At 65.2% G+C, this 25422-nt stretch carries 32 protein-coding genes and 1 tRNA gene; 14 read left to right on the forward strand and 19 right to left on the reverse strand.

The genetic code is table 11. The features are described 5' to 3' along the window. Window positions 1-85 precede the first annotated feature (85 nt). The 10 genes from hisD (at window position 86) to ACK8OU_RS06930 (ending at window position 5980) form a co-directional block, all read left to right on the forward strand. Window positions 86-1396, forward strand: coding sequence for a histidinol dehydrogenase (gene hisD, locus ACK8OU_RS06885; RefSeq protein WP_410302631.1), 1311 nt, complete (start codon window positions 86-88; stop codon window positions 1394-1396). Continuing rightward, window positions 1396-1875, forward strand: a complete 480-nt coding sequence (locus tag ACK8OU_RS06890) for a UPF0262 family protein (RefSeq protein WP_410302632.1) — start codon at window positions 1396-1398, stop codon at window positions 1873-1875. The genes hisD and ACK8OU_RS06890 overlap by 1 nt, the downstream gene beginning before the upstream one ends. Beyond that, the gene (locus tag ACK8OU_RS06895; RefSeq protein ID WP_410302634.1) at window positions 1875-2336 is read left to right on the forward strand and encodes an arsenate-mycothiol transferase ArsC; all 462 of its coding nucleotides are present in this window, start codon (window positions 1875-1877) and stop codon (window positions 2334-2336) included. Before ACK8OU_RS06890 ends, ACK8OU_RS06895 begins: the two co-directional genes overlap by 1 nt. Continuing rightward, window positions 2333-2746 carry a ketosteroid isomerase-related protein gene (locus ACK8OU_RS06900; RefSeq protein ID WP_410302635.1) on the forward strand — a complete coding sequence of 138 codons (414 nt, stop codon included), beginning with the start codon at window positions 2333-2335 and terminating at the stop codon, window positions 2744-2746. The genes ACK8OU_RS06895 and ACK8OU_RS06900 overlap by 4 nt, the downstream gene beginning before the upstream one ends. A gap of 233 nt (window positions 2747-2979) precedes the next feature. Next, window positions 2980-3612 (forward strand): GNAT family N-acetyltransferase, encoded by a 633-nt coding sequence (locus ACK8OU_RS06905; protein WP_410302637.1) that lies wholly within the window; start codon window positions 2980-2982, stop codon window positions 3610-3612. 97 nt (window positions 3613-3709) lie between these two features. Beyond that, window positions 3710-3928, forward strand: coding sequence for a translation initiation factor IF-1 (infA, locus tag ACK8OU_RS06910; RefSeq protein WP_010397442.1), 219 nt, complete (start codon window positions 3710-3712; stop codon window positions 3926-3928). A gap of 13 nt (window positions 3929-3941) precedes the next feature. Continuing rightward, on the forward strand, window positions 3942-4520 hold the full coding sequence (locus ACK8OU_RS06915) for a Maf family protein (protein WP_410302639.1): 579 nt from the start codon (window positions 3942-3944) through the stop codon (window positions 4518-4520). Beyond that, complete coding sequence (locus ACK8OU_RS06920; RefSeq protein ID WP_410302640.1) at window positions 4520-5566, forward strand: ribonuclease E/G; 1047 nt, start codon at window positions 4520-4522, stop codon at window positions 5564-5566. The genes ACK8OU_RS06915 and ACK8OU_RS06920 overlap by 1 nt, the downstream gene beginning before the upstream one ends. Then, window positions 5563-5736 carry a DNA gyrase inhibitor YacG gene (locus ACK8OU_RS06925; protein WP_410302641.1) on the forward strand — a complete coding sequence of 58 codons (174 nt, stop codon included), beginning with the start codon at window positions 5563-5565 and terminating at the stop codon, window positions 5734-5736. The genes ACK8OU_RS06920 and ACK8OU_RS06925 overlap by 4 nt, the downstream gene beginning before the upstream one ends. 168 nt (window positions 5737-5904) lie before the next feature. Further along, window positions 5905-5980 (forward strand) — tRNA-Phe (locus tag ACK8OU_RS06930). A 237-nt stretch (window positions 5981-6217) separates the two neighbouring features. On the opposite strand, the gene dctP is transcribed toward ACK8OU_RS06930, so the two are convergent. Genes dctP through ACK8OU_RS06945 form a run of 3 tightly spaced genes read right to left on the reverse strand, consistent with a single transcriptional unit; the run spans window position 6218 to window position 9150 of the window. Beyond that, entirely contained in the window at window positions 6218-7273 is a 1056-nt protein-coding gene (gene dctP / locus ACK8OU_RS06935; RefSeq protein WP_410302760.1) for a TRAP transporter substrate-binding protein DctP, read from the reverse strand. A 58-nt stretch (window positions 7274-7331) separates the two neighbouring features. After that, entirely contained in the window at window positions 7332-8657 is a 1326-nt protein-coding gene (locus ACK8OU_RS06940) for a TRAP transporter large permease (protein ID WP_410302642.1), read from the reverse strand. Then, complete coding sequence (locus tag ACK8OU_RS06945; RefSeq protein WP_410302643.1) at window positions 8647-9150, reverse strand: TRAP transporter small permease subunit; 504 nt, start codon at window positions 9148-9150, stop codon at window positions 8647-8649. The genes ACK8OU_RS06940 and ACK8OU_RS06945 overlap by 11 nt, the downstream gene beginning before the upstream one ends. A gap of 124 nt (window positions 9151-9274) precedes the next feature. Between ACK8OU_RS06945 and ACK8OU_RS06950 the strand changes: the two genes are divergently transcribed. The 4 genes from ACK8OU_RS06950 (at window position 9275) to ACK8OU_RS06965 (ending at window position 13623) form a co-directional block, all read left to right on the forward strand. Beyond that, the gene (locus tag ACK8OU_RS06950) at window positions 9275-10177 is read left to right on the forward strand and encodes a LysR family transcriptional regulator (RefSeq protein ID WP_410302644.1); all 903 of its coding nucleotides are present in this window, start codon (window positions 9275-9277) and stop codon (window positions 10175-10177) included. Window positions 10178-10314: 137 nt separating this feature from the next. Beyond that, window positions 10315-11979, forward strand: a complete 1665-nt coding sequence (locus ACK8OU_RS06955) for an AMP-binding protein (RefSeq protein WP_410302645.1) — start codon at window positions 10315-10317, stop codon at window positions 11977-11979. Beyond that, a complete protein-coding gene (locus ACK8OU_RS06960; protein ID WP_410302646.1) occupies window positions 11976-12749 on the forward strand; it encodes an enoyl-CoA hydratase-related protein in 774 nt (257 codons plus the stop codon). The genes ACK8OU_RS06955 and ACK8OU_RS06960 overlap by 4 nt, the downstream gene beginning before the upstream one ends. A gap of 94 nt (window positions 12750-12843) precedes the next feature. Continuing rightward, the gene (locus ACK8OU_RS06965) at window positions 12844-13623 is read left to right on the forward strand and encodes a GntR family transcriptional regulator (RefSeq protein WP_410302647.1); all 780 of its coding nucleotides are present in this window, start codon (window positions 12844-12846) and stop codon (window positions 13621-13623) included. 9 nt (window positions 13624-13632) lie between these two features. Here ACK8OU_RS06965 and ACK8OU_RS06970 read toward each other — a convergent pair whose 3' ends face one another. The 16 genes from ACK8OU_RS06970 to ACK8OU_RS07045 all read right to left on the reverse strand — a co-directional run bounded on the left by ACK8OU_RS06970 (window position 13633) and on the right by ACK8OU_RS07045 (window position 25368). Beyond that, the gene (locus ACK8OU_RS06970; RefSeq protein WP_410302648.1) at window positions 13633-15027 is read right to left on the reverse strand and encodes an FAD-dependent oxidoreductase; all 1395 of its coding nucleotides are present in this window, start codon (window positions 15025-15027) and stop codon (window positions 13633-13635) included. Window positions 15028-15072: 45 nt separating this feature from the next. Further along, window positions 15073-15966 carry an isocitrate lyase/PEP mutase family protein gene (locus ACK8OU_RS06975; protein WP_410302649.1) on the reverse strand — a complete coding sequence of 298 codons (894 nt, stop codon included), beginning with the start codon at window positions 15964-15966 and terminating at the stop codon, window positions 15073-15075. A gap of 20 nt (window positions 15967-15986) precedes the next feature. After that, on the reverse strand, window positions 15987-16601 hold the full coding sequence (leuD, locus tag ACK8OU_RS06980) for a 3-isopropylmalate dehydratase small subunit (protein WP_410302650.1): 615 nt from the start codon (window positions 16599-16601) through the stop codon (window positions 15987-15989). Window positions 16602-16610: 9 nt separating this feature from the next. Beyond that, a complete protein-coding gene (leuC, locus tag ACK8OU_RS06985) occupies window positions 16611-18008 on the reverse strand; it encodes a 3-isopropylmalate dehydratase large subunit (protein WP_410302651.1) in 1398 nt (465 codons plus the stop codon). Window positions 18009-18011: 3 nt separating this feature from the next. Beyond that, complete coding sequence (locus tag ACK8OU_RS06990; RefSeq protein ID WP_410302653.1) at window positions 18012-18935, reverse strand: polysaccharide deacetylase family protein; 924 nt, start codon at window positions 18933-18935, stop codon at window positions 18012-18014. Then, complete coding sequence (locus tag ACK8OU_RS06995) at window positions 18935-19876, reverse strand: polysaccharide deacetylase family protein (protein ID WP_410302654.1); 942 nt, start codon at window positions 19874-19876, stop codon at window positions 18935-18937. The genes ACK8OU_RS06990 and ACK8OU_RS06995 overlap by 1 nt, the downstream gene beginning before the upstream one ends. Window position 19877: 1 nt before the next feature. Further along, window positions 19878-20555 carry an isochorismatase family protein gene (locus tag ACK8OU_RS07000; protein ID WP_410302655.1) on the reverse strand — a complete coding sequence of 226 codons (678 nt, stop codon included), beginning with the start codon at window positions 20553-20555 and terminating at the stop codon, window positions 19878-19880. A 269-nt stretch (window positions 20556-20824) separates the two neighbouring features. After that, window positions 20825-21313 carry a flagellar basal body-associated FliL family protein gene (locus ACK8OU_RS07005; RefSeq protein WP_410302657.1) on the reverse strand — a complete coding sequence of 163 codons (489 nt, stop codon included), beginning with the start codon at window positions 21311-21313 and terminating at the stop codon, window positions 20825-20827. Between the two features lie 9 nt (window positions 21314-21322). Continuing rightward, window positions 21323-22051 carry a flagellar basal body L-ring protein FlgH gene (flgH, locus tag ACK8OU_RS07010; protein WP_410302658.1) on the reverse strand — a complete coding sequence of 243 codons (729 nt, stop codon included), beginning with the start codon at window positions 22049-22051 and terminating at the stop codon, window positions 21323-21325. Window positions 22052-22062: 11 nt separating this feature from the next. Next, a complete protein-coding gene (gene flgA / locus ACK8OU_RS07015; protein ID WP_410302659.1) occupies window positions 22063-22497 on the reverse strand; it encodes a flagellar basal body P-ring formation chaperone FlgA in 435 nt (144 codons plus the stop codon). Continuing rightward, window positions 22497-23282, reverse strand: a complete 786-nt coding sequence (flgG, locus tag ACK8OU_RS07020) for a flagellar basal-body rod protein FlgG (protein WP_410302660.1) — start codon at window positions 23280-23282, stop codon at window positions 22497-22499. Before flgG ends, flgA begins: the two co-directional genes overlap by 1 nt. Before the next feature lie 9 nt (window positions 23283-23291). Continuing rightward, entirely contained in the window at window positions 23292-24008 is a 717-nt protein-coding gene (locus ACK8OU_RS07025; RefSeq protein WP_410302661.1) for a flagellar hook-basal body complex protein, read from the reverse strand. A gap of 1 nt (window position 24009) precedes the next feature. Beyond that, window positions 24010-24276 (reverse strand): flagellar biosynthetic protein FliQ, encoded by a 267-nt coding sequence (locus ACK8OU_RS07030; protein ID WP_410302662.1) that lies wholly within the window; start codon window positions 24274-24276, stop codon window positions 24010-24012. A gap of 2 nt (window positions 24277-24278) precedes the next feature. Then, a complete protein-coding gene (gene fliE / locus ACK8OU_RS07035; protein ID WP_410302663.1) occupies window positions 24279-24569 on the reverse strand; it encodes a flagellar hook-basal body complex protein FliE in 291 nt (96 codons plus the stop codon). 17 nt (window positions 24570-24586) lie between these two features. After that, entirely contained in the window at window positions 24587-24979 is a 393-nt protein-coding gene (gene flgC / locus ACK8OU_RS07040) for a flagellar basal body rod protein FlgC (RefSeq protein WP_410302664.1), read from the reverse strand. Between the two features lie 2 nt (window positions 24980-24981). Further along, on the reverse strand, window positions 24982-25368 hold the full coding sequence (locus tag ACK8OU_RS07045) for a FlgB family protein (protein WP_410302665.1): 387 nt from the start codon (window positions 25366-25368) through the stop codon (window positions 24982-24984). Window positions 25369-25422 lie beyond the last annotated feature (54 nt).

Raw genomic sequence — 25422 nt, forward strand, 5'->3', positions numbered from 1 at the left:
CCCGATAAAACCCGCTTTTCCGCAGCGCGGCGCTTGCGGGAAGGGCGCGCAAGCCCTAAGTCCTGACCCAACCAAGGAGGGGCCGATGCCGCAGTTCCTGTCAACCACCGATGCGGATTTCGAGGCGCGGTTTGGCGCGCTTCTGGGCATGAAGCGGGAAGATGCCCCCGATGTGGATGCCGCCGTGGCGGCGATCATCGCCGATGTGCGCGCCCGCGGCGATGCGGCACTGATCGATCTGACCGCGCGCTTTGACCGGCTGGACCTGACGGCTGAAACGCTGGCCTTTTCCCGGGCCGAGATTGCCGCCGAAATCGCCCGCGTCGCCCCCGCAGATCGCACCGCGCTGGAACTGGCGGCCGAACGGATCCGCGCCTATCACGTCCGCCAGATGCCCGAGGATGCGCGCTGGACCGACCCCGAGGGCGCCACGCTGGGCTGGCGCTGGACGCCGGTGTCGGCGGCGGGGCTGTATGTGCCGGGGGGGCTTGCATCCTACCCGTCCTCGGTTCTGATGAACGCGATCCCGGCCAAGGTGGCCGGGGTAGAACGGCTGGTGGTTGCCTGCCCGACGCCAGGTGGCGTGGTGAACCCGCTGGTGCTGCTGGCGGCCGAGATTGCGGGCGTGGACACGGTCTACCGCATCGGGGGGGCGCAGGCCGTGGCGGCGCTGGCCTATGGCACCCGGACCGTGCAGCCGGTCGACAAGATCACCGGACCCGGCAATGCCTATGTCGCGGCAGCCAAGCGGCGGGTGTTCGGCAAGGTCGGGATCGACATGATCGCGGGGCCGTCCGAAATACTTGTCATCGCCGATCATGACAACAATCCCGACTGGATCGCACTGGATCTGCTGAGCCAGGCCGAACATGACGAAAGCGCGCAATCGATCCTGATCACCGACGATGCCGCCTTTGGCCAGGCGGTGGCGGCGGCGGTCGCGGTGCGGCTGGAAACGCTGGAACGGCGCACGATCGCCGGGGCAAGCTGGCGCGATTATGGCGCCGTGATCATGGTGCGCGACCTGGCCGAGGCGGCGGCGCTGTCCAACCGCATCGCGCCCGAACATCTGGAACTGTGCGTGGCCGACCCCGAAGCGCTGGCCGATCGGATCACCCATGCCGGGGCGATCTTCCTGGGCGCCTGGACACCCGAGGCGATCGGCGATTACGTCGGCGGCCCGAACCATGTGCTGCCCACCGCGCGCTCGGCGCGGTTTTCCTCGGGCCTGTCGGTGATGGACTTCCTGAAGCGCACGACGATGGCCCGGATGACGCCCGCGGCGCTGGCCGCGATCGGCCCCGCGGCCGAACGGCTGGCACGGTCCGAAAGCCTTGAGGCGCATGGCCTGTCCGTACGCGCCCGTCTTGATGCCCTGAACGAAAGGGAAAAGTGATGTCCCGCATCTGCCGCATCGAAATCGACGAAGCCGGTCTGCCCGCCCCCACCCCCGAGATCGAACAGGAACGCCGCGTTGCGGTCTATGACCTGCTGGAAGACAACAGCTTTTCCCTGCCTGGTCGTGGCGATGGGCCTGCACCCGATGGCCCCTTTGCGCTGCATCTGTCGGTGCGCGACGGGCGGCTGGTCTTTGACACGACCACCGAAGCGGGGGGAAAGGTGGCCGAATTTCACCTGTCCTTTGGCCCCTTCCGGCAGGTGGTGAAGGACTACTTTCAGATCTGCGCCAGCTATTTCGAGGCGGTGAAGAAACTGCCCCCCAGCCAGATCGAAGCGATCGACATGGCCCGGCGCGGCATTCACAACGAAGGCGCGCGCGTCCTGCAGGAACGCCTGGAAGGCAAGGCCACGCTGGACATTGACACCGCGCGCCGCCTGTTCACCCTGATCTGTGTGCTTGCTCCGGTGAAGTGATGGGCGATCTTCCCCATTCGGTCCTGTTCTGCTGCGACCACAACGCCATCCGTTCGCCGATGGCCGAGGGGATCATGAAAAAGTTCTACGGCCAGGGCTGCTATGTGCAGTCGGTCGGCGTGAAATCGGACATGGAAATCGACGGTTTCACCATCGCCGTATGCAAGGAAATCGGTGTGGAACTGTCGCGCCACCGCGCGCGGTCTTTTGACGAGATGCAGGATTGGGGCGACGATCTGTCCAGCTTCGATCTGGTCGTGGCCCTGTCGCCGGCCAGCCAGCGCCGTGCGCTGGAACTGACGCGCTATTACCACCTGGACGTGGAATACTGGCCGATCATGGACCCCACCGGCCTGGCCGAGGGGCGCGAGGCCAAGCTGGCCGCCTATCGCAAGACCCGCGATCAGATCGTGGGCAGGATGGTCGAACGCTTTGGCCCCCCAACCGAGGAAACCGCATGACGCAGGACAGAACCAGGACGCTGATCACGTCCTATTTCCGGGCCTTCAACGCCGGTGATACCGAAGCGATGATGGCGCTGGTCAGCGACGATCTGGCGCATCACGTCAACGAAGGCCAGATCCGCCGCGGGCGCGCGGCCTTTGCCGAATTCAACGCCCATATGGCGTGCTGCTATCGCGAACGTCTGGACGACATGACGATCTTCGTATCCGAAGATGGCAGCCGGGCCGCAGCCGAATTCACCGTGCATGGCACTTATCTGGCCACTGATTCCGGCCTGCCCGCGGCGCGGGGCCAGACCTATGTGTTGCCGGCGGGGTCGTTCTTCACCCTCCGCGATGGCCAGATCGCGCGGATCACCACCTATTACAATCTTGCCGACTGGCTGGCGCAGGTGGACGCGGCGTAACGCTTCATCAGGCCCGGCATCGTAACGTGAAGGCATTCGCCCCCTTGCGAGCGCCGTTTCATGATCACAATTTTCCACCTTTTGCCTGGCACCGGCCAGGCCCTTGCCGCGACAGCGGCCATGCAGGCCGTCATTGTCTTCGACCTTGTTGACCAGGCCTGACCGCCGGACCGGAATGGTCTTTCCGTCCCCCGCGGATCAGGTCAGAATGACCCGGATCTGGGGGGGAAGATATGGACATCCGGGTTCTGAAGGGTGACGATCTGATGGCGGTTCTTGACGATCTGGCGCGGCTGCGGATCACCGTGTTCCGCGACTGGCCCTATCTTTACGATGGCAATCCTGATTACGAACGGCGCTATCTGGACGCCTATCGCACAAGCCCGGGCGCGATCGTGGTTGGCGCGTTCGACGGCGACCGTCTGGTCGGGGCCGCGACCGGCACCCCGATGGAGGATCATGCCACCGATTTCGCCACAGCTTTCGCCGCGACGCCCTACCCGTTGGACGAAATCTTCTACTGCGCGGAATCGGTCCTGCTGCCCACCTATCGCGGGCGCGGCATCGGGCATGCGTTCTTTGACGCGCGCGAAACCCATGCCCGCGCGCTGGGGCGCCGCTTCAGCGCCTTTTGCGCCGTGATCCGCCCAGCCGACCATCCCGCGCGACCCACCGCCTACCGGCCGCTGGATGCCTTCTGGCGCGCCCGTGGCTATGCGCCTTTGCCCGGCGTGATCGCGCAGTTCAACTGGACCGACCACGGCGATGCGCAGCAGACCCGCAAGCCGCTACAGTTCTGGCTGCGCCATCTTGGGGACGCGATTGCCGCCAAAAATGCGCCTTTCGCGGGCAAAACGCCCCGCTGACGCCCACAGCATCGACATTGCCCTTGAAAATTTCGTGATCCGGGCGCATCTAGGGCGCGCCCGCCGGATCAGGCGGGCGGCATATCCAGGAGTGACCATGGCCAAGGAAGAAATGCTCGAATTCCCCGGCGTCGTGAAGGAACTCCTGCCCAATGCGACGTTCAGGGTCGAGCTGGAAAACGGCCATGAAATCATCGCGCATATGGCAGGAAAGATGCGGAAGAACCGCATCCGGGTTCTCGCAGGCGACAAGGTGCAGGTGGAAATGAACACCTATGACCTGACGAAGGGCCGCATCAACTATCGTTTCAAGTGATCGCGGCCATCCCGTGCCGCGTCTGATTCTCGGTTCTGCAAGCCCCCGCCGGCGCGAGCTTCTGGCGCAGCTTGGCTTGGTGCCCGATGCCGTGCGTGCCCCCGAAATCGACGAAGATCCGAAAAAGGGCGAGGCGCCACGCGATTACGTCGCCCGGATCGCCCGCGAAAAGGCCGCCGCCATCCCCTGCGCCCCCGATGAGGTGGTGCTGTGCGCCGATACCACGGTGACGCTGGGCCGGCGCATCCTGGGCAAGCCGCGGGATGCGGCCGAAGCGGCCGAATTCCTGTGGGCGCTGTCGGGCCGTCGCCACCATGTGCTGACCGCGGTGGCCGTTCGCGGCCCCGCCGGCCTGCGCGAACGGCTGGTTGATACCACCGTCCGTTTTCGGCCGCTTTCGAACACCGATGTGAACCTGTACCTTGCATCGCACGAATGGAAGGGCAAGGCCGGCGGCTATGCCATCCAGGGCCGCGCCGGGGCGTTCATTCCGTGGATTCAGGGTTCATTCACCGGCGTCGTCGGACTGCCGCTTGCCGAAACCGCGACGCTTCTGGCCAGTTTCGGCATCACCGCGAAGGAGCCTGACTGATGAAGGGACGTGTCGTCATTCTGGGCGAAATCCAGGGCCGCGAGGCCGCCGCGCTGATGGTCGATGGCCGGCTTGAAGACCTGCTGATCGACACCTCTGCGGTGGTGCCGCTTGCGCCGGGCGCGATCTGCCGCGCCACGGTCGATCGCCAGATGAAGGGCCAGGGCGGCGTGTTCGTGCGCCTGCCGGGCGAGGAACGCGGCTTCCTGCGCGAGGTCAAGGGCCTGTCCCCCGGCCAGAGCGTGATCTGTCAGATCACCGGCGGCGCCGAACCGGGCAAGGCCCTGCCGGTCAGCCTGCGGGTTCTGTTCAAGTCACGCCTGGCCATTGTCACGCCCGGCGCGCCGGGCCTGAATGTCTCGCGCAGGGTGCGCGATCCGCAGCTGCGCGAGGATCTGGCCGCGCTGGCGGGCGTGGTGATGCAAGGCTCGGACATGGGGCTTATCCTGCGCTCGGCCTGCGAGGGGTCCGAGGACGGCGAAATCGTCGAGGATATTGCCGCGATGCGTGATCTGGCCGAGACGGTCATGGCCGATACGTCCGGCGCACCGGAACTTCTGGTCGATGCGCCCGGCCCCCATGAGGAAGCCTGGCGCGACTGGGCCGACCCCGCCTCCGATGAGGTGATTACAGGCGAAATGGCCGATCATGGCGTGCTTGATGCGATCGATGCGTTGCTGGCCGCGCAGGTGCCCCTGCCCGGCGGCGCGCATATGATGATCGAACCGACGCGCGCGCTGATCTCGGTGGATGTGAACACCGGCAATGACGGCTCGCCCGCCGCCAGCCTGAAGGCGAACATCGCCGCCGCGCGCGAATTGCCGCGCCAACTGCGCCTGCGCGGTCTGGGCGGGCAGGTCACGGTCGATTTCGCGCCGATGCCGAAACGCGACCGCGCCACGCTTGAACAGCAGCTGCGCGTCGCCTTCAAGGGTGAGGCCGCCGAGACGAGCCTGGCCGGATGGACGCCGCTGGGCAATTTCGAACTGCAGCGTAAGCGCGACCGGGTCGCACTGGCGCAGGCACTGGCGAATCGCGCGCCATGAGCTGCCCGATCTGCCACAAGCCAGGCGATCCAAAGTATCGCCCCTTCTGTTCGCGCCGCTGCGCCGACGTGGATCTGGCACGATGGCTAAACGGGTCCTATGTGATTCCCGGCGACCTGGCCGAGGAAGAAGACCGCCCCCCGACGGCCCCGGAACCCCCGCTGAACTGAGCCACCGCCCGCCAGCGAGGATCGCCACAGGGTCTTCTGGCCCTGCCTGATCACGCCGCACCAGGATTTGCGCCCAAGGCAAAATTTTTCGCGCAAACCCTCTGGACAGCCCCCCCGCCCTCGTCTAGTTACACCCCACCAACGCCAGATGCCACGCAATGGCCCGGTGCCCAGATAGCTCAGTTGGTAGAGCAGCGGATTGAAAATCCGCGTGTCGCTGGTTCGATTCCGGCTCTGGGCACCACTTTTACGACTCTGCACCATGGTAAAATATACGCTCGGAACGGGCTTGCCGCGTCTGCAAACAGGCTGCGACAAAGCCAACCCCAGACATACGCCAAAGACTGGATCAGCGCCTTCCTGCGGGATGGGCACGGGGGCCTTGGTGTCACGGACACGCTCCGCCCCCCCTGCACCCGGGGACGGGCCCGTCAAGAAAAACGGGGCCCCGCAGGGCCCCGTCCGGTCACCGCGATGCGGCTTACTTGTTGGCGCAGGCGCGGATCTTTTCGATATCCGGCCCGTTCGGGGTGCGGCCCAGGTTGAACGGGGCCGACGCTTCACGCCAGTTGGCATAGTCCTGCAGGTATTCCAGCTGGCTCAGGTAGACCTTGGCCGAGGACGGGTTTTCGCAGGCGACATCTTCGATCACGGCATTGGCCATGGTCTGGATCTTTTCCAGCGCGGCATCATCCATGCGGGTGATCTCATTCACTTCCTGGAACTGCTTGTAGGCATCGTTGGCGCGCTTTTCGGTGAAGGCCAGCGACCAGATCAGGTTCGCATCCGCCGCGATCTGCAGTTTTTCCTGCGCCTCGGGGCTTAGCGCATCCCAGGCCTGCTTGTTGATCATCACCCCGAAGATCGAGGCCGACTGGTGCCAGCCCGGCGTGGCCCAGTATTGGGTCACCTGCTGGAAACCGCCCGACCAGTCCACGTTCGGGGTCGAGAATTCGGCCCCGTCGATCACACCGCGTTCCAGCGACTGATAGATCTCGCCGCCGGCCATCGACACCTGGCTGCCGCCCAGCTGGGTCAGCAGGCGGCCCTGTTCCAGCCCCGACAGACGCAGGCGCTTGCCCTGCAGATCGTCAATGGAACGGATCGGCTCTTTCGTGCGGAAGCCGGATTCGTTGTTGGTCACCGCATAGGGCAGATAGACCATGCCGAACTTGCCGTAGATCTCATTATACAGTTCCTTGCCGCCCCACTGCTGGATCCAGTTCACATAGTCGACGGCATTGAACAGGCTGGCGGTGGTGGAAAGCGGCGAAAAGGCCGCATCACGCCCCGCCCAATAGCCCGGCCAGTCGCCGCCTGCCTGGATCGTGCCGCTTTCGACAGCGCCGAACACCTCGCCCGCAGGCACCAGGCTGCCGCCTTCGAAGAATTCGATCTTCAGCTCGCCCGCGGTCAGCTTGTTCGCCAGTTCGACGAAATGCTTGTCCATCTCGATCAGTTCAAGCGAGTTCGGCCAGGTCGTGGTCATCTGCCAGGACGTTTCCGCCTGGGCGGCCACACCGGCCCCCGCCAGCATCAGCGACAGGAACCCGGTTTTCAACGCTTTGTTGGTATGCATCAGCTTCTCCTCCATGTCATTTGGTCTTGTAAAGAACATCCGGCAGCCAGGTGATCAGCTGCGGGAAGAACGCCAGGGCAAGGGCCATCATCACGATCAGCGCGATGAAGGGCATCACGCCCAGGATGATATCAGAGGTCTTCACCTCACGCGGGGCCAGGGCGCGCATGTAGAACAGCGCATAACCAAAGGGCGGCGTCAGGAACGAGGTCTGCAGCACCACCGCGGTCAGCACGACGAACCACAGCTCGCTGATGCCCATTTCCCGCACCACCGGCAGGAAGATCGGGAAGGACAAAAGAACGATCCCCGTCCAGTCCAGAAACATGCCCAGCACAAAAACGATGAACATCATCATCGTGATCAGCATCCAGGGCTCCATCTCCAGCGATCGCATCAGGTTCTGCGCCGCATGCAGACCGCCGGTGATGTTGAACACGCCGGTGAAGGCCGTGGCCCCCACGACGATGAACAGGATCATCGCCGAGGTGCGCGCGGTTTCCCATAGCGCCGAGGCGAAGGTGGCCCATTCGAACCGCCCGCGCATCAGCACGATCCCCAGCGCCAGCGCCGCCCCGATGGCCGAAGCCTCGGTCGCGGTGGCGATCCCGGCCAGCATCGTGCCCAGGATGCCGAAGATCAGCACCAGCGGCGGCAGCGCCTCAAGCAGCAGCATCCGCACCAGCTGGCCCACGGGCACGCGTTCCTCAAGCGCCACAGGCGGGGCCAGATCGGGCCGGATCAGCGCCACCAGCGCCACATAGCCCGCATAAAGCAGCCCCAGGATCACGCCCGGCACCATCGAACCGGCAAACAGCTCGCCCACCGACAGCCCCGAATTCGACGACATCAGGATCAGCATGATCGAGGGCGGGATCAGGATGCCAAGGCAGCCCGAGGCCGCGATGACGCCGGTGGTCAGACGCTTGGAATAGCCATATTGCAGCATCGGCTTCAGCGCCATCACCCCCATCACCGTGATCGAGGCACCAATGATGCCGGTGGTCGCCGCCAGCAGGATCGAGATGAACACGACCGCCAGCCCAAGCCCCCCCGTCACCCGGCCCATCAACAGCCGCAGCGTTTCAAACATGCGGTCGGTGACGCCCGAATCCGACAGGAACCGCGCCATCAGCACGAACAGCGGGATCGCGATCAGGATGTAATTGTCCAGCACCTCGCCGAAGATGCGGTTGATGACGATGCCCAGCACCATCGGCTTGCCCGCGATCAGCGCGCCCAGAACCGCCGTGCCGCCCAGAACGAAGGCCAGCGGGTGGCCCATGAACAGCCCCGTCAACAACAGGCCCGCCATGATCAGACCAATGATTTCACCCGACATGATGCGGCTCCGGCTTGTTCAGGATCAGCTTCAGCAGCTCGGACACGCCCTGGATCAGCAACAGCCCCGCCGCCAGCGCCATCGCGATCTTGACCGGATAGACCGGCAGCTGAATCGCACCATAGGTGGTTTCCCCCTGGTTCAGCGAACGCATCGCGAATTCCCAGCTGCGGGTGGAGAACACCCAGGCGAAGGGAAAGAAAAAGATCAGATAGCCCAGCACATCCAGAACGCGGCGCATCCCGGGGCTTAGCTTTTCGGTCACCAGGTCCACACGCACATGCGCCTGATGGCGCAGCGCATAGCCACCCAACAGGACGAAATAAAACCCGAACAGTTGTTTCGTAAGATCGAATGCCCACAGCGTAGGGGCATTGAACCCGTAACGCATCACGACGTCATAGATGATCATGAGCGCGAAGATCACCGCGACGAATGCCACGATTCGGCCCACGATCTCATTGATGCCGTCGATCAGACGGATCAGAAGCATCGCTTCCCCTCCCATATTATTGACGCGGTCGGCCTGTGCCTCTTCGCGCAGCCTTTGCGATCCGGATTAAAAGGCGGGATACGCCGGTTTGACATGGATATATTTGCAGATATAGTCTGCAGATATGCACGACAGTTTTGACTGGAACGATCTGAAGTTCTTTCTGGCCCTCTGCCGGCTGAAACGGATGACGGCGGCGGGGCGGGCACTGGCGATCGACCAGACCACGGTGGCCCGCCGGATCAAGGCGCTGGAAAAGACCGTGGGGGCGCATCTGTTCATCCGCGATGCCGCCGGATATGCGCTGACCAAGGCCGGTGAGCGGTTGTTGCCGATCGCGCTGGAAATCGAACGGGCCAGCACGCGCGTACATGAACAGATCGTGGGCGAGGCCGGCCGGCTGGCGGGCATGGTGCGCATCGGCGCGCCCGATGGGCTTGGTACCTATGTCGTGACCCCGCTTCTGGCGCGGTTTCAGCAGGAAAATCCCGATGTCGAGGTATCGCTGGTGATCCGTTCGCGCCAGTTCCAGCTGTCGCATCAAGAGGTTCATCTGTCGATCGATCTGTCCTTGCCCGAAAGCGGCCGGCTGCTGGCGCGCAAGATGACCGACTATCACCTGCATTTCTTTGCCGCCCCCGATTATCTGCGCCGCTATGGGCGCCCTACGAAGCTACAGGATCTGCGCCGCCACCGGCTGGTGGGCTATATCCCCGAGATGCTGTTTTCCCCCGAACTGCGCTATCTGGAGGAACTGGGCATCACCACCCCGGTGGGCTTTTCTTCAACCTCGATGATCGCCCAGCGCGAGGCCGCCCGCGAAGGCGCGGGGCTGGCGATCCTGCCCCGGTTCATGGCGTTGGACGACCCCGGCCTGGAACCGGTGCTGACGGGGGATTACGTCCTGAAGCGCACCGCCTGGATTCTCAGCCACCAAAGCACCGAAGACCTGGCCCGGGTGCGCGTCGTGTCGGAATATCTGCAGCGCGTCGCGCGCAGCGAAAGGGCGCGGTTCCTGATCACCTGAGGGGGCGGGATGCCGATTACCTTACCTAGCGTCAACTTTTCCGGCGGTGGACAAGCCCCCCGTGGATGATTTCACTTTCCCCGAAGGAACGGGCCGCGCCCTGCGCAGGGCGCGGCCCCGGCAAACGGGAGGAAATGGTGCTGTCTCGCAGGGAGAGCTATGCCGCGACCATGTCGGCATTTCGCTGGGATATCCCCGAATTCTACAACATCGGCGTCGATGTCTGCGATCGCTGGGCGGCGGCCGATCCGGACCGCGTCGCGCTGATCGAGGTGGCCGAGGATGGCTATGGCCCCGCCCGGCAGACCACCTTTGCCCAGCTGCGAGCGGCCTCGGATCGCTTTGCCAATGTGCTGGTGGGCCTGGGCCTGCGCGGCAACGGGCGCGACCCGGGCGACCGGGTGGCGATCCTGCTGCCGCAGCGGCGCGAAACCGCCGTCGCCCATATCGCGGCCTTCAAGGCCGGGTGCATTTCATTGCCCCTGTTCACATTGTTCGGCCCCGAGGCGCTGCTGCACCGCCTGCGCGACAGCGGCGCGCGCGTTCTGGTGACCGATCACGCCAGCCTGCCGCTGATCGCGGACATCCGGGCGGACCTGCCCGATCTGCAGGTGATCTTCACCGTTGACGGCCCGGCCCCCGGGGCACTGGATTTCGACGCCGCCTGCGCCGCCGCCGCGGACGGCTTTGCGCCGGTGCGGACGCTGGCCAATGCGCCTGCGCTGCTGATCTACACCTCGGGCACCACCGGCAACCCCAAGGGCGCGCTGCATGCCCATCGTGTGCTGCCCGGTCATCTGCCGGGTGTCGAAATGAGCCATGATTTCCTGCCCCGGCCCGGCGACCGGATCTGGACCCCGGCCGACTGGGCCTGGATCGGCGGGCTTCTGGATGTGCTGATGCCCGCGCTGCATCATGGCGTGCCGGTGGTGGCCTGCCGCTTTCGCAAATTCTCGGCCCGCGCGGCAGCCGACCTGATCCGCCGTTTTGACGTGCGCAACGCCTTCCTGCCGCCCACCGCGCTCAAGATGATGAAGGCAGACCCTGACAGCCCGAACTGGGGGCTGAAGATGCGCTCGGTCGCGTCGGGGGGGGAACCGCTGGGCACGCAACTGCTGGATTGGGGCCGCCAGGCGCTTGGCGTGACAATCAACGAATTCTACGGCCAGACGGAATGCAACATGGTCGTGTCCAGCTGCGGCGCGCTGGCGCCCCCCGATAACGGTGTCATGGGCTGGCCAGTGCCGGGCCACCGCGCCGATGTGATCGACGAGAATGGCCACCGCCTGCCCGACGGGGCCGAGGGGGCGATCGCGATCCTGTCGCCCGATCCGGTGATGTTTCTGGGCTACTGGAACCAGCCCGCGGCCACGGCGGCAAAATTCATCATCGGCCCCGAGGGGCGCTGGCTGGTGACCGGCGACCGCGGCCTGCGCCGGCCCGACGGGCGGCTGGTGTTCAAGGGGCGCGACGATGACATCATCTCGACGGGCGGGTATCGCGTCGGCCCCGCGGAAATCGAGGATTGCCTGATCGCGCATCCCGCCATCGCCATGGCCGGTGTTGTCGGCCAGCCTGATCCCCTGCGCGGCGAAATCGTGGCCGCCTTCGTCACGCTGCGCCCCGGCCATGAAGACAGCCCCGCGCTGCGCGCCGAAATCGCCGATCATGTCCGCACCCGGCTGGCCGCCTATGAATACCCCCGCGCGATCCATGTGATCCGGGACATGCCGGTAACCACGACCGGCAAGATCATCCGCGCCGAACTGCGCAACCGCCTGAACAAGGAGACCCCGGCATGACAGCCCTGCCCCTGCGTTTCGAAACCCGCGGCGCCATCGCGATCCTGACGCTGGACCGCGCAAACCGGCGCAATGCGATCGACGCGGCCACCACCGCCGCGATGACAGACGCGCTGGCCCGGTTCGAGGCCGACCCCGACCTGCGCGTGGCGGTGCTGTGTGGCGATGGCCCGGTGTTCTGCGCGGGTATGGATCTGGCGGCCTTCGCCGACGGCCAGGTCGAAGCCGTGCTGTTCGGCCCCGGCGGCTTTGCCGGTCTGACCGAGGCATCGCGGACCAAGCCGCTGATCGCCGCGGTGCATGGTGCGGCCCTGGCAGGCGGGTTCGAACTGGCGCTGGCCTGCGATCTGATCGTGGCCGAAGAAGGCGCCCGCTTTGGCCTGCCCGAGGTGATGCGCGGGCTGGTCGCGGGCGCCGGCGGCGCGCTGCGGCTGGCCAGCGTGATCGCGCCGGGACGGGCGCGCGAAATCATCCTGACGGGACGGCTGATCGACACGGCCGAGGCCTGGGATCTGGGCCTGATCGCGCGCCGCGCCCCCCAAGGCGGCGCGCTGGATGCCGCGCTGGCCCTGGCCGAAGAGATCGCGCAGAACGCGCCGCTTGCGGTATCCGCCTCGCTTGGCCTGAGCCGGGCGGCCGAACGCGCCGCGTTTCCCGCACTTTGGGCGGAAAACACGGCGACATTGCGCCGGGTCATGGCCAGCGCGGATGCGACCGAAGGCGCGCGTGCCTTTCTGGAACGCCGCCCGCCCCGCTGGCAGGGGCGCTGACCGGGCGCAGCAGCGCCACAGCCGCGGGGGGCGTTGACTTGGGCGGCCCATTCGGTGTGTATGATCTGCCCCCGCGCAAGAGGTGACCCCGCACATGGCCGAGACAAGCTCGCCCACCCCGCTGTATCACAGGATCTACGCGGTCATGCGTGAGCGGATCGTGAACGGCTACTATCCGGCGGACGTTCCCGTCCCGACCGAGGCGGACCTGGCCGAAAACTTTTCCGTCAGCCGGATCACGGTCCGCCGCGCGATGGAAATGCTGACCGCCGAAGGCCTGGTGACCCGCACCCGCGGCCGCGGCACCTTTGTCACCGACCGCGCGCGGGAAAACACGCTCAACCGCGCGGTCGTGTCGAATGTCAGCGGGCTTTTGAATTATCTGAACGCGGTCGGGCAAAGCACGCGCCTGCGCGTCATCAGCCTGGACCGGGGCGAGGCCCCGCCGCGGATCTGCGCGCAGATGGGCGTGGCACCAACCGCCGAACTGGTGCGCGCGGTGCGTGTGCGCGACCTGGACGGCAAGCCCTATTCGCTGTCGATGGCATATCTGGTTCCCAGGGTCGGGGCCGCACTGCGCCATGAGGATCTGGCGACAACGAACATGATCGATCTGGTCCAGCGCGCAGGCGCCGAGGTGGAACAGGTCGAACAGGCGCTGACCGCGACGCTGGCGGATGAACATGCCTCGCAGCACCTGCAGATCCCGGTGGGGGCGCCGCTGATGCGGGTCAACCGGGTGTTCTACGATACCGCGCTGGTACCTTTTTACGCCGCAGAAATCCTGTATTGCGCGGATCGCTACGAATACCGCGTCACGCTGCGGCGCGATCAGGGCAAGGATTTCACCCTGGACGGCACGCAGCCGGGCTAGGCGCCCGGATCAGCCGGCGATGCGCGCGGCGCTGATCCCGGCCAGGCGCCCGAAGGCGGTGGCCGACAAAAGGCCGTTGCCCGACAGATAGCCATAATTGGAATCGCCCGACACCCCCCGCGCGGCACCACCGCCCGCCATCAGATTGGGCAGCGCGCGGCCATCGGGCCGCAGCACCCGCGCCTTGGCATCGATCACAAGCCCGCCCTGGGTGTGGAACAGCGCGCCATTGACCTTGACCGCATGAAAGGGCGGCTGCAGCAGATCGTCGGGCGTGAAGCGGCGGCCAAAACGGTCGGGCGTGCCGGTACGGGCGGCCTTGGCGATCGCGTCGAATTCCGCGTGCAGCACCGCAAGCGGCAGGCCGGTGGCCGCGGCCAGTTCGCCCAGCGTCGCGGCGGTCCTGACCGCGCCCAGCGCACGGATTTCACGATAGTCGTGAAAGCCCAGCGCCTCGTGTTCGCCCCTGGCATCGAAAATGTCCCAAGCGATGTGGCCGGGCTGCGCCGCCACTTCGGCGCCATGTTCGGAATAGCCGCGCATTTCATTCGAAAAGCGCCGCCCCTCTGTATTCACCAGCACCCCACCCTTGGTGATCACCGCCCAGGTCAGCGGCAGACCATGCGGATGCGCGACCGAGCCATGGCCCTGATAGGCGCCCATGTCGGCCAGCGCGGCGCCCAGCCCCTCGCCCCATTTCACCGCATCACCCGTGTTCGACAGATGCCCACAGCATTCGGCATCGGCGATTTCGGGGATGAAACGGCGCACCATGTCGACATCGCCCGCAAATCCGCAGCAGGCCAGCACCAGCGCCCGGCAACCCAGGCTTTCCAGCGCGCCATCGGGACGACGGAACCGCAACCCGGTGACGCGCCCGTCGGCATCGGCATACAGATCCTCGACCGAGGCGCCGGTGACCAGGTCGATCCCCGCCGCCGCCACCGCCGCCAGAAGCGCCTGTTCCAGATCGGCGCCGGTGCGGCTTTTGGGGCCATGCATCCGCATCCGCGAATGGCCGGGATACAGGAAGCCCGTCACCAGTTCGAATTCGATGCCGTGGCTGTCCATCAGCCAGTCGATCATCGGGCCCGCCGCCTGCGCCGCAACCAGCGCCATGTCCGGCGGGGTGTGGCCGTGGGTCTTGGCCACCAGATCGGCGGCGAACAGTTCGGCGCTGTCCTCGATCCCGGCCGCGCGTTGCAGCCGCGTGCCCGGCGCCGGGATCAGCCCGGCCGACAGCGAGGTCGATCCGCGCGGGCTTTCGTCGCGTTCCAGGATCATCACCTCGGCGCCCGCGTCATGTGCCGCCAGCGCCGCGACAAGGCCACAGGCCCCCGCGCCGACCACAACGACCGGCATTTCGAAATCGAACTTTACGCCTTCGGCGGACAGAACTGCCATCTTCGGCCTCTTTGGCAAGGCGGCGCCGGGGGCGCCGGGATGGTTTCAATAATCGGTGCGGCTGTGTTCGGGCGTGCCATAGCGCGCCTCAAGTTCCTGCACCTCGGCCATCCGGGCCATGTCGAAGAACTGCTTGAAGCTCATGACGGTGGGCGCGATCGAGGCGATGCTTTCCTCGGTCTTCATCACCTCCAGCGTGCGGCGCGCCGCCTCGCAGGCCGACAGCAAAAGCCAGTTGGGGTAGATGATCAGCTTGAAACCCAGCGCCTCAACCTCGGACCGCGACAGGAATGGTGTCTTGCCCGACGTCGCCATGTTGTACAACAGCGGCACGCCCGGGAAGCGCGGCGCGATATGGGACAGGTCATCGGGGCCGGGGCTTTCGATGAAAATCATATCGGCGCCGGCCTCGCGATACATCTCGGCCCGGTCGAAGGCGGCGTCGCGGCCCTGCAGCGCCAGTGCGTCGGTACGCGCGATGACCACGAAATCCGGGTCCACCCGCGCATCCACAGCGGCCTTGACCTTGGCCACCATATCCTCGGCCGGGATCAGCTGCTTGCCCGACAAATGGCCGCAACGCTTGGGCAGGACCTGATCCTCCAGATGGACCGCCGCAACCCCGCCGCGTTCATAAAGCTGGATCGCCCGGCGCACGTTCAAGGGCCCGCCAAAGCCGTTGTCGGCATCCGCGATCAGCGGCACGTCGGATGCATCGGCGATGCGGGTGGCGTTGTCGACCATTTCCGTCATCGTCAACAGGCCCACATCGGGATAGCCCAGCCGCGTGGCCGAGGTGCCCGCACCGGTCATGTACATCGCCGGAAATCCGGCCTCGGCCACCAGGCGGGCATACATCGCATCGACCACGCCCGGGGCCATGATCGCCCGGTCGCCCGCAAGGGCCTGCCGAAGTCGTTTCGTGCGGGTAAGGGTCATCTGTCGGTCCTTTTTCGGTCTCAGCGGCCCAGCCAGGGGTTGGCGGCGATACGGGCCGCCTCAAACGCCTCGATCTGGTCCAGATGGGTCAGGGTCAGTTCAATCTCATCCAGGCCACGCAGGATGCAGTCGCGCGCGAAGGGTTCGATCGTGATCGGATGGGGGCCCAGACCGGCGGGCAACAGCACCTGTCCGGCCTCAAGATCGACCGTCACCGGGTCTTCGGGGTGGCGGGCCAGGTGATCGGCCAGCGCGTCGCAGACCGGCGCGGCCAGGCGCACCGGCACAAGGCCGTTCTTCAGCGCGTTGTTATAGAAGATGTCGCCAAAGCCGGGTGCCAGCAGCGCGCGGATGCCGTGGTCGGCCAGCGCATAAACCGCCCCTTCGCGCGATGATCCGCAGCCGAAATTGTCACCCACCAGCAAGATCGTGGCACGTTCCGCCCCCGGACGGTTCAGCGCGAAGGCCGGGTCCAGGTTCCCGCCGGCATCGCGGCGGATGTCATGGAACAGGAACTGGCCATAGCCCTGCGCCCGGTCGGCCTTGAGGAACCTGCCCGGGATGATCTGGTCGGTGTCGCAATTGACGATCGGCACCACCGCCACGGCCGAGGTTTCACGAATGAAGGCTTTCATACTGTCCTCTCAGATCCGGCGCACATCGGTCAGCCGGCCGGTGATCGCGGCGGCGGCGGCCATGGCGGGGCTGACCAGATGGGTGCGCGCGCCCGGACCCTGGCGGCCCACGAAATTGCGGTTCGAGGTCGAGGCGCAGCGTTCCCCCGGCCCCACCACATCGCCGTTCATCGCCGCGCACATCGAACAGCCCGACTGGCGCCAGTCAAAGCCCGCGTCGCGGAAGAGCTGCGCGATTCCCTCAGCCTCGGCCTGATCGCGCACGGGGGTGGACCCCGGCACGATGATCGCGGGCACCACGGCCTTGCGCCCCTTCAGAACGGCGGCGGCGGCGCGCAGATCCTCGATCCTGGCATTGGTGCAGGACCCGATGAAGACCTTGTCGATCCCCAGACCCTCCAGCGGGGTGCCGGGCGTCAGGTCCATATAGTCCAGTGCCCGGGCCACGGCCGTGCGCTTGTCGGCGCCGGCAAAGCTGGTGGGGTCGGGCACACGGCCGGTGATCGGCAGCGCATCCTCGGGGCTGGTGCCCCAGGTGACCATCGGCGCGATCGCGGCCCCATCCAGCGTGACCTCGCGGTCAAAGACGGCGGCCGCATCGGTGGGCAGGCGGCGCCATTGATCCAGCGCGCCATCCCATTCCTGGTCGCTTGGGGCATAGTGACGGCCCCGGATATAGGTAAAGGTGGTTTCATCGGGCGCCACCATGCCCAGCCGCGCCGCCGCCTCGATCGACATGTTGCACAGCGTCAGCCGCCCCTCGACCGAGAGGTTCCGCACCACCGATCCGGCGAATTCGATGGCATGGCCCCCTGCCCCGGCCGCGCCGATCTGCGCGATCAGCGTCAGCATCACATCCTTGGCGCTGACACCCCGCCCCAGCGCGCCATCCACCGTCACGCGCATGGTTTTCGGCCGGGTCTGCCACAGCGTCTGCGTGGCCAGCACATGGGCGTTTTCCGACTGTCCGATGCCAAAGGCGATCGCGCCCAGCGCACCTTGGGTTGAGGTGTGGCTGTCCGAACAGACGATGGTCAGCCCCGGCAGGGTGATCCCCTGTTCAGGCGCCACCACATGCACGATCCCCTGCTGGCGGCTGGACAGGCTGAAGTGCCGCACCCCGCCCCATTCCATGTTCTCGTCAAAGGTGTCGATCATCCGCGCGATGGCGGGGCTTGCGGCCTGCGCCGCGCTGCGCCCGGTGGTGGGCACATAGTGATCGGCGATGCCGAATATCTGGCCTGGCCGGCGCGGCTTCAGCCCCCGCCGCTTCAGATCGGCGAAGGCGTGAAAGCTGCCTTCGTGGATCATGTCCCGGTCGATATACAGCAGCGACGGGCCCGAAGGGTGGCGCAGAATCTCATGCGCCTCCCAGATCTTGGCGAACATGGTGCGTGCTTCGGTCATGGCTTACACCTGCGCGCGGAAGGCCGCCGCGATTTCGCCCGTCGGCGCGGACCAGACGCCCTCGTGCGACAGGATGTAGTCCAGTGCCTCACGCAGATATTCCACGCGATAGGGCATGCCCGAAACCCAGGAATGCAACGGCAGGCTCATCACCCGGCCACCGTATTCGGCGCTTTCGCGATAGAGCACGTCGAAGCGGTCCTTGACCTGCCGCACCCAGTCGGGTTCGGAATGGAAATATTCGTTGGCCACGACCTGATCGTCGGTCTCATAGGCCTGCGGCATCGCCAGCAGCGGGCCTTCGCCGGTGCGCATTTCATAAGGCAGGTCGTCATTGGCCCAGTCCAGCGTCCACTCGACGCCGCTCTTCGCCAACAGTTCCGGCGTGTGGCCCCCCTGCGCGCGGCCCGGCGACAGCCAGCCCCCGACCGTCTGGCCACTGGCCTTGCGCAACAGCGCCAACGCCTGCGTGATGGTCGCCTCTTCGGTCGCGGCATCCAGGCCCGAATGGTGCACCTTGCCCATGTCAAGCCCATGCGCCACCACCTCATGCCCGCCTTCAACCACCGCGCGGATCACCGCCGGATAACGTTCAGCGATGATGCCGTTGATCGCAAAGCTGGTGCGCAGCCCCTTGTCCGCCAGAAGCCGCAGCACCCGGAACACGCCGATCCGGTTGCCATAGTCGCGGTTGGTGAAATAGCGGAAGTCGGGATAGGGCATCGACAGCGCGCCCGGCGCCTTGAAGGGCTTGGCCGGCATGTCAAGCGGGAAGTGCTGCACATGCGTCACGATCGATAGCGCGACCCGCGCCCCACCGGGCCAGACGATCGGCTTGCGCGTGAACATATCGGACCAGTCATAGCGGTCATGGTCCATGCCATAGCGGCGCGCCGGATATTCCAGATAGCTGTCGGGCATCGGCATCAGCGGGTCCCCCGTTCATGGGCTTCAATCGCCGTGGTTATCGCATCATAGGCGCCCGAGGCGTGGTAATGCGCGGCAATCTCGCGCCCGGTCGCTTTCCACACGCCCTCATGCCCGGCGATATAGTCGATCGCCTCGGCAAAGGCCTCGATCCGGTGCGGCTGTCCCACCAGATAAGGATGCAGCGGGATGCACATCACGGTGCCGCTTTCCGCGCCTTCCTTGTAAAGCTGGTCGAACTGGCGCTTGATGATCTCGCCATAATGGCGCGGCGTGACCTTCTGGCTGTTGTAGACGATCACGTCGTTCATCTCGAGCGAATAGGGCATCGAGATCAGCTTGCCCGACTTGACCTTCACCGGCATCGGCTGGTCATCGTGGAACATGTCACAGGTATATTGAATGCCCGCCTCGGACAGGATGTCCATCGTCCACAGGTTGTTGGACAGCGCCGGCGACAGCCAGCCCGCCAGTTCCTGGCCCGTGTGCCGGCGCACCGTATCAAAGGCATCCTTGATGATCGCGCGTTCCTGCCCGATCGTCATGTTGTAGACATAGCGGGTGTTGTAGATGCCATGGGAAAAGAATTCCCACCCCCGATCGGCGCAGGCGCGGATGATTTCCGGGTGATGATCGCACAGCGCCACGTTCAGCGAGACAGACCCGCGGAACCCCGCCCGATCCATCGCCGCCATCATCCGCTGCCAGCCGGCGCGGTTGCCATAGTCGCGGTGCGAATATTGCAGCACGTCGGGGTTGGGCCGCGCCCAGGGGGTGCGGGTCGGGTTGTTCGGCGGATCGTATTCATAGAACTCGATATTCGGCGCGATCCAGACGGCGATCTTCGCGCCGCCGGGCCAGGTGATCTTTGGCCGGCCAGGCCAGGGCAGATAACCGTAAAGCCCCAGGTCCGAGCGGATTTCGTTCACGGACTCGGTCATATCAGCGCCCCTCGGGCTGGCAGGCTTCGTACCAGGCGATCGCCTCGGCCACCGGGATCACGTCGCCATATTTCACCGAGATATCGTAAAGATTGGCAAAATGCGGGCTTTCGTGCTTGTCGGCCACGCATTCCTCGGGGACGATCACGCGATAGCCGCGCGAGATTGCATCCACCACCGTCGCCCGTACGCAGCCCGAGGTCGAGCCCCCGGTCAGCACCACGGTATCGCATTGATGCCAGACCATCAGCGATTGCAGATTGGTTTCGTGGAAGGCCGAGGCCATGCGCTTGTTGATGAGGATGTCCTTGACCGTGTCCACGTTCAGGCGCGGATCCAGTTCCGACCGGGGCGAGCCGACCTTGATGTTCTGCAACGAATCCGGGGTGTCGGTGCGGGTTCCCCAGACGCCGCAATCCTCGCCCGATTGCATGTAGGCGACATAGGTCCAGGTGATCGGCAGCCCTTTGGCGCGGGCCAGACCGGCCAGCCGATTGATGTGATCCAGCTGCCTGGGATCGGTTTCATAGGCGGTGGCAAATTCACCCACCGCGGTATAGGCGCGCTGCAGATCGATGTTGATCAGCATCGGCTTGCGGCCAAAGCCAAAGCGGCGGCGGGTGGGATTTGCCTTGGCATGTTCATAAATTTGACGCGCCGTCAGCGATGACATTTCCATGGTCGAGCTCCTCTGCATCGCAGGTGGCCCCGGACGAGGCCCTTTCAGCGTACCCCGCCCTGCACCCTGGCGCGCCGCCTCCACGGATAATGTTATCTCTTTATGTCATTTGTAAAGCGAAAATCGGCACATCAGCCGCGGTGCCGCATGTCGGCAGGCCCTGGCCGCACCGGGCCCGCAGGCAGGCCGGCAAATCAAGGTCATCCAGGCGGGCGGTTGGGCTGCGCCGGCCTGCCCGGGACGCAGCCATGGACCGCACCACCCCGAAATCAGCTGGTATCCTGCCGGACGATGTCAGAGATCAGCACATCCGAGACATCATCCCGAAGCGTCTTCCGGGCAGCCTCAAGCAAAGCGCGGCGCAGGGCCGAAATATTGATCGTCTCGGTAAACGCGCCGCTGAAGCCCCCCGCATTCGCATGTTCGAACAAGACCTGGAGGAAGGAATCGCGCAGCTTCGGTTCGACCGAATAGACCCGTTCCGTGGCGCCGGTCTTCACCTCCAGGCTGAGCGACAGGATCACAAGCGCCTCGACGCGCGCCTTTTGCACGACCGGAATGATGAACTGATTGTTCAGCTTCACATATTCAACCGCGGCGGCCCTATCCGCCGCAGCTTGCGCAGGCGGCGCGCCCGGGGGGGGATCGGCACCCTGGCTTTCCGCCGCGGCTTCGGCGGGCGGACGCAGGAAGTATCCCGCGCCAACGCCCCCGGCCAGCCCGATCAGGGCCAGGATGATCGGAAGAATTTTGCGCATTGTTCCCCCCTAGAACGGAAGCAGGACATCGGCGATCTGCTGGCCGATGCGTGGTTGCTGAACGTCCGTGATCTGCCCCCGCCCGCCATAGGAAATGCGCGCGCCGGCGATCTTGTCATAGGTCACCTCATTCAGGCGACTGACATCTTCGGGGCGCACGAATCCGGTGACGATCAGCTCACGCACCTCGAAATTGACGCGTACCTCCTGACTGCCCTGAATGCGCAAGACGCCATTGGGCAGGCGGTCCAGCACCGTCGCCGCCACGCGCAGGGTCAGCTTTTCCTTGCGCGCGACCGAGCCGTTTCCCTGGTAAGAGGAACTGGAATCGGTGGAAACGGCATCGGCCATGCTGGCGCCCTCGGGCAGCTTGCGGTCAAGCCGCTGCGGAATGCCAAGCATCGAGGGGATACCCATCGTTTCCGATCCGCTTCGACTGCGCCCGCTGCTGTTCGATATCTCGGCTTTCTCGTCGATTTCGATCACGACCGTCAGAATATCGCCACGCTGAGCGGCACGGCGATCCCCCAGAAGCGAGCCACGCCCCCCCGACCACAGCGATGCCTCGGTCGTACCCGACGGCGGCGCGTGATCCATCGGCATGGGCACGCTTGACATTGCGTAAAATTCATTGCCGGCCTCGGCCGGGGTGAAGGCCGGTGCCTTGCCCACCTCTTCAAGCCTTTGACAGGCCATCAGACCGGCAGAGAGCAACAGGATCAAAAATGCGCCACGCATGGTGATTTCCTTCAATAGGACCCGACGACGGCCGCGCCTGTGGCGTCAACAGTCGCCGTTACGGTGACTTTGGATGACAGGTTCAGCACCCGGATGGCCTCTCCCTCGCCGCCACGGGCAAGGGCGCGCCCGGCTGTCTTTATGGTCAGTGTGCCATTGCGGTAGATCAGCGGGATGATCTGGTTGCGCTCGATCAGGGCCGGGGCCGCCAGATCGCCGGGGCGAATGGGGCGCCCGGCATAAAGCGACACGCGCGCCTCAAGTCCGATGGCGTCTTCGGGATGGGTCAGCGCACCGGGGATGACTTCGGCCACGATGTCCACATCCTCGGGCTGGATCACGGACAAGGCACGGATCGTCCGTGTGGCCACGACGGTATCGCCCCAGGCCTGCGTGCCGCAGGCCACAAGCACACCAAGCGCCGTGATGATGCCGCGCCGGTGCATCAGCGCACCTGCGTCGTTGCGCCAAGCATCTGGTCAGCGGCCGTGATCACCTTGGCATTCAATTCATACCCGCGCTGCGCCTTGATCAGTTCGGTGATCTCACGGACCGCATCGACCGAGCTTTCTTCGAGATAGCCCTGACGCAGCGTGCCCAACCCCACCTCGCCAGGCGCGGCAACCTGCGGCGGCCCGGAGGCGCCGGTTTCAAGAAAGAGGTTCGACCCGATCGCTTCCAGGCCCTTTTCATTCGTGAAACTGGACAACGTGAACTGACCCAGAAGCTCAGGCTCGGTGCGGTCAGAGAAATAGGCATAGACCTCACCTGCGGCATTGATTGCCAGCGCCCGCGTTTCCTGGGGGATCGTGATCCCCGGCACCACCGGGTAGCCGTCGGAATTGACGATCTGGCCGTCGGGCGAACGTTTCAGCCCGCCGTCGCGCGTATAGGCGGAAAGACCCGAGGGCAAGGACACCTCAAGATAGCCGTGCCCGTCAATCGCCACGTCCAGATCGCCATTGGTCGCCACAAGCGACCCCTGCGCCAGGGTGACCGAAACCGCAGCCGGGCGTACGCCAAGCCCCAGCTGAACGCCTGCCGGCACGACCGTCCCGTCATTGGCGGTGATCGTGCCCGGGCGCGTCATTTGCTGATAATGCAGATCGGCGAATTCCGCCCGCCGGGCATTGTAGCCCGTGGTCGACATGTTCGCGAGGTTGTTGGAAATAACCTCCACCCGCATCTGCTGGGCGCTCATGCCGGTCGCGGCAATCTGAAGTGCGCGCATGGTGAAACCTCATCGGCCAAGAGTTGAAATGGTGGTGCGGATGCGCTCATCCTCGCGGTCCAGGAAGGTCTGACCCAGTTCATAGGCCCGCTGAACCTCGATCATTCGCGCGATCTCGGAGATAGGATCGACATTCGATTCCTCGACATAGCCCTGCAGCAAAACGGCGCCCTCGACCGGCTCGACCTCGCCCTCATAGGCGAAGCGCGTGCCCCCGCCATGCCGGAGCGAGGTGCGATCGGCGGGCAGCACGATCCCGATCTGTGCCAGGGGCGCGCCATCGGCGGACAGCGTGCCATCCTGCGCCACCGCAATCGCGCGCGCGGCGGCAGGCACGAAAACCGGGGCGCCACCAATGTCCAGCAGGCGATGGCCATCCACGGTCAGCAACTCGCCCTCGGCCGAAGGGATGAAACTGCCCGCCCGCGTCAGCTGCACGCCCTGCGGCGTCTCGATCTGAAAGAACCCCTCGCCCTCGATGGCGAAGTCGAAGGTGCCGCCGGTCTGGGCCAACGACCCCTGCGTAAGGTCGACATGCCGACCATTCGCATGGGACATCGACAGCGAAGGTTCCGCCCCGCCCAGCGCCGCGACATGTTCGGCGAACAAGACGCCCTCGCGCCGGAAGCCGGTGGTCGAGACATTCGCAATGTTGTTGGCGACCACGCGCATTTCGCGCATCAAGCCCGATTGCCGGGTCAGCGTCGCATAGATGGCATTGTCCATCCTACCCCCCTGCGATGATCGGAACGATGCGCGTGGTGAAAAAGGCAACCAGCGCCTCGGTCATGAACGACATCGACACCCAGAACACGACCAGCATCGCGCCGACCTTGGGAACAAAGGTCAGGGTCATTTCCTGCACCGAGGTCAGCGCCTGGAAAAGACCGATCGCAATGCCTGCGATCAGCGCGACCGTCAGCATCGGGGCGGAAATCATCACCGCGACCCAAAGCCCCTGGCGCATCGTGTCAAAGAAAACCAATTCCCGCATGATCACACAGGCATCCGCAGGATTTCCTGGTAGGCCTCGACGACCTTGTTGCGCACGGTCACCGCGGTTTCCACCGCAAGTTCGGTCGCGGCCAGCGCCTGAACCAGCGCATGCGGGTCGGCCTGGCCGGCCATGGCGGCCCGCGCCGTTTCCTCACCCGCCTTCAGGGTGTCAAGGAAATTGTCGGCCATCTGGCCAAGGGCGGATTGTCCGCCCCCGGCCTCAGCGACCGGGGCGGCCGCGTTGCGGCCCTGCACATAGGCCTGACTTGCGAAAGTGCTTCTGATATCCATTCTGGATCTCCCGTCGTCTATCGGCGCAGAAGTTCAAGCAGCGAGGACGACATCTGCCGCGCCTGATCAAACATCCTGAGGTTCGCCTCGTAGCTGCGCTGCGCTTCGCGCGCGTCAGCGATTTCGACCACCAGATCGACATTCGAGCCGTCGTAGTAGCCACTTTCATCCGCCAGCGGATGACCCGGATCGTGGATCCGCGTCAGATCCCGCCGGTCAAGTCGCACATCGCCAAGCCGGACGGCGCCGGTGGGGCGCCCGGTGTCCTTCACCTCTTCGAAAGAGGTCGTCTTGCGGCGATAACCGGGCGTGTCGGCATTGGCGATGTTTTCCGAAACATGCCGAAGCCGCATCGACTGGGCCTTCATTGCGGACGCCGAAAGACCCAGGGCATTTGAAAAATCGGTCATGATCATCCCTTCCCAAGGCTGGCGCGCAGCAGGTTGAGCGAGCTTTTGTAGACGGCAAGCGCCAGATCGTGCTGGCGCTTGACCTCGATGCCCTTGACCATCTCGGATTCCAGCGAGACCGAGTTTCCGTCGGGCGACATGACGCCCGGTTCGCGCCGCGCGGTGATGGCGACCTGCAGCCGGTCGGCGCCGCCGACATGACCGGGCCGGGACGCCTGCATGCCGCGACCATCGGCTTGCTGGTAGGTTTCCGAAAAGGCGGGGGCGTCGCGCGCGACATAGCCGGGGGTGTCGGCATTGGCGATGTTTTGCGCCACGGCGTTCTGGCGCAGCGCGGCATGGCGGGCCATGGCCTGCGCCATCTGCATGATTTCAAGTTTCTCGAACATCGGGGCTTCTCCTCCGAACTTTCACCAAGGCTTAAGGTCGAATCATTTAGAAAA

The sequence above is a fragment of the Pontitalea aquivivens genome, from assembly GCF_046507575.1.
Classification (GTDB): Bacteria; Pseudomonadota; Alphaproteobacteria; order Rhodobacterales; family Rhodobacteraceae; genus Pontitalea; species Pontitalea aquivivens.

Coding starts and splice junctions, on each gene's coding strand:
- hisD (WP_410302631.1), top strand. CDS start 86: ATGCCGCAGTTCCTGTCAACCACCGATGCGGATTTCGAGGCGCGGTTT.
- ACK8OU_RS06890 (WP_410302632.1), top strand. CDS start 1,396: ATGTCCCGCATCTGCCGCATCGAAATCGACGAAGCCGGTCTGCCCGCC.
- ACK8OU_RS06895 (WP_410302634.1), top strand. CDS start 1,875: ATGGGCGATCTTCCCCATTCGGTCCTGTTCTGCTGCGACCACAACGCC.
- ACK8OU_RS06900 (WP_410302635.1), top strand. CDS start 2,333: ATGACGCAGGACAGAACCAGGACGCTGATCACGTCCTATTTCCGGGCC.
- ACK8OU_RS06905 (WP_410302637.1), top strand. CDS start 2,980: ATGGACATCCGGGTTCTGAAGGGTGACGATCTGATGGCGGTTCTTGAC.
- infA (WP_010397442.1), top strand. CDS start 3,710: ATGGCCAAGGAAGAAATGCTCGAATTCCCCGGCGTCGTGAAGGAACTC.
- ACK8OU_RS06920 (WP_410302640.1), top strand. CDS start 4,520: ATGAAGGGACGTGTCGTCATTCTGGGCGAAATCCAGGGCCGCGAGGCC.
- ACK8OU_RS06925 (WP_410302641.1), top strand. CDS start 5,563: ATGAGCTGCCCGATCTGCCACAAGCCAGGCGATCCAAAGTATCGCCCC.
- dctP (WP_410302760.1), bottom strand. CDS start 7,273: ATGCTGGCGGGGGCCGGTGTGGCCGCCCAGGCGGAAACGTCCTGGCAG.
- ACK8OU_RS06940 (WP_410302642.1), bottom strand. CDS start 8,657: ATGTCGGGTGAAATCATTGGTCTGATCATGGCGGGCCTGTTGTTGACG.
- ACK8OU_RS06945 (WP_410302643.1), bottom strand. CDS start 9,150: ATGCTTCTGATCCGTCTGATCGACGGCATCAATGAGATCGTGGGCCGA.
- ACK8OU_RS06950 (WP_410302644.1), top strand. CDS start 9,275: ATGCACGACAGTTTTGACTGGAACGATCTGAAGTTCTTTCTGGCCCTC.
- ACK8OU_RS06960 (WP_410302646.1), top strand. CDS start 11,976: ATGACAGCCCTGCCCCTGCGTTTCGAAACCCGCGGCGCCATCGCGATC.
- ACK8OU_RS06965 (WP_410302647.1), top strand. CDS start 12,844: ATGGCCGAGACAAGCTCGCCCACCCCGCTGTATCACAGGATCTACGCG.
- ACK8OU_RS06970 (WP_410302648.1), bottom strand. CDS start 15,027: ATGGCAGTTCTGTCCGCCGAAGGCGTAAAGTTCGATTTCGAAATGCCG.
- ACK8OU_RS06975 (WP_410302649.1), bottom strand. CDS start 15,966: ATGACCCTTACCCGCACGAAACGACTTCGGCAGGCCCTTGCGGGCGAC.
- leuD (WP_410302650.1), bottom strand. CDS start 16,601: ATGAAAGCCTTCATTCGTGAAACCTCGGCCGTGGCGGTGGTGCCGATC.
- leuC (WP_410302651.1), bottom strand. CDS start 18,008: ATGACCGAAGCACGCACCATGTTCGCCAAGATCTGGGAGGCGCATGAG.
- ACK8OU_RS06990 (WP_410302653.1), bottom strand. CDS start 18,935: ATGCCGATGCCCGACAGCTATCTGGAATATCCGGCGCGCCGCTATGGC.
- ACK8OU_RS06995 (WP_410302654.1), bottom strand. CDS start 19,876: ATGACCGAGTCCGTGAACGAAATCCGCTCGGACCTGGGGCTTTACGGT.
- ACK8OU_RS07000 (WP_410302655.1), bottom strand. CDS start 20,555: ATGGAAATGTCATCGCTGACGGCGCGTCAAATTTATGAACATGCCAAG.
- ACK8OU_RS07005 (WP_410302657.1), bottom strand. CDS start 21,313: ATGCGCAAAATTCTTCCGATCATCCTGGCCCTGATCGGGCTGGCCGGG.
- flgH (WP_410302658.1), bottom strand. CDS start 22,051: ATGCGTGGCGCATTTTTGATCCTGTTGCTCTCTGCCGGTCTGATGGCC.
- flgA (WP_410302659.1), bottom strand. CDS start 22,497: ATGCACCGGCGCGGCATCATCACGGCGCTTGGTGTGCTTGTGGCCTGC.
- flgG (WP_410302660.1), bottom strand. CDS start 23,282: ATGCGCGCACTTCAGATTGCCGCGACCGGCATGAGCGCCCAGCAGATG.
- ACK8OU_RS07025 (WP_410302661.1), bottom strand. CDS start 24,008: ATGGACAATGCCATCTATGCGACGCTGACCCGGCAATCGGGCTTGATG.
- ACK8OU_RS07030 (WP_410302662.1), bottom strand. CDS start 24,276: ATGCGGGAATTGGTTTTCTTTGACACGATGCGCCAGGGGCTTTGGGTC.
- fliE (WP_410302663.1), bottom strand. CDS start 24,569: ATGGATATCAGAAGCACTTTCGCAAGTCAGGCCTATGTGCAGGGCCGC.
- flgC (WP_410302664.1), bottom strand. CDS start 24,979: ATGACCGATTTTTCAAATGCCCTGGGTCTTTCGGCGTCCGCAATGAAG.
- ACK8OU_RS07045 (WP_410302665.1), bottom strand. CDS start 25,368: ATGTTCGAGAAACTTGAAATCATGCAGATGGCGCAGGCCATGGCCCGC.